This is a genomic window from Xanthomonas dyei (assembly GCF_002939865.1).
In the GTDB taxonomy this organism is placed as follows: domain Bacteria; phylum Pseudomonadota; class Gammaproteobacteria; order Xanthomonadales; family Xanthomonadaceae; genus Xanthomonas; species Xanthomonas dyei.
Map to the genome: position 1 here is coordinate 1 of NZ_MDEE01000141.1, position 308 is coordinate 308.

Annotated in this window: 1 protein-coding gene; it reads right to left on the reverse strand. The window is 65.6% G+C overall.

Annotated elements, in window-relative coordinates:
* Window positions 1-308: transposase (locus XdyCFBP7245_RS23575; RefSeq protein ID WP_146091751.1), on the reverse strand; the 308-nt coding region annotated here is incomplete at both ends.

A 308-nucleotide genomic window follows, 5' to 3' on the forward strand; every position in this document is an offset into this window, starting at 1 on the left:
GCAAGCGAGAGCAACGCCAGGTGGAGATCGATGCGGCGTTCGAAGCGGATGCGCAGCTTCCCCATGCCTGCGAACCAGGCATGGGTGCGTTCGACGACCCAGCGATGACGGCCCAGGCGGTCGTTGCGCTCGATCCCCTTGCGTGCAATCCGCGCACGGATGCCGCGCTGTTTGAGGAAGGTGCGACACCGTTGGATGTCGTCGGCCTTGTCGGCATGCAGCTTGCCGGGCCAGCGTCGCGGACGCCCTGGTTTTCCGCAGATGTGCGGCAAGGCGTCGACCAGCTCCTCAAACACCACCGAGTCGTG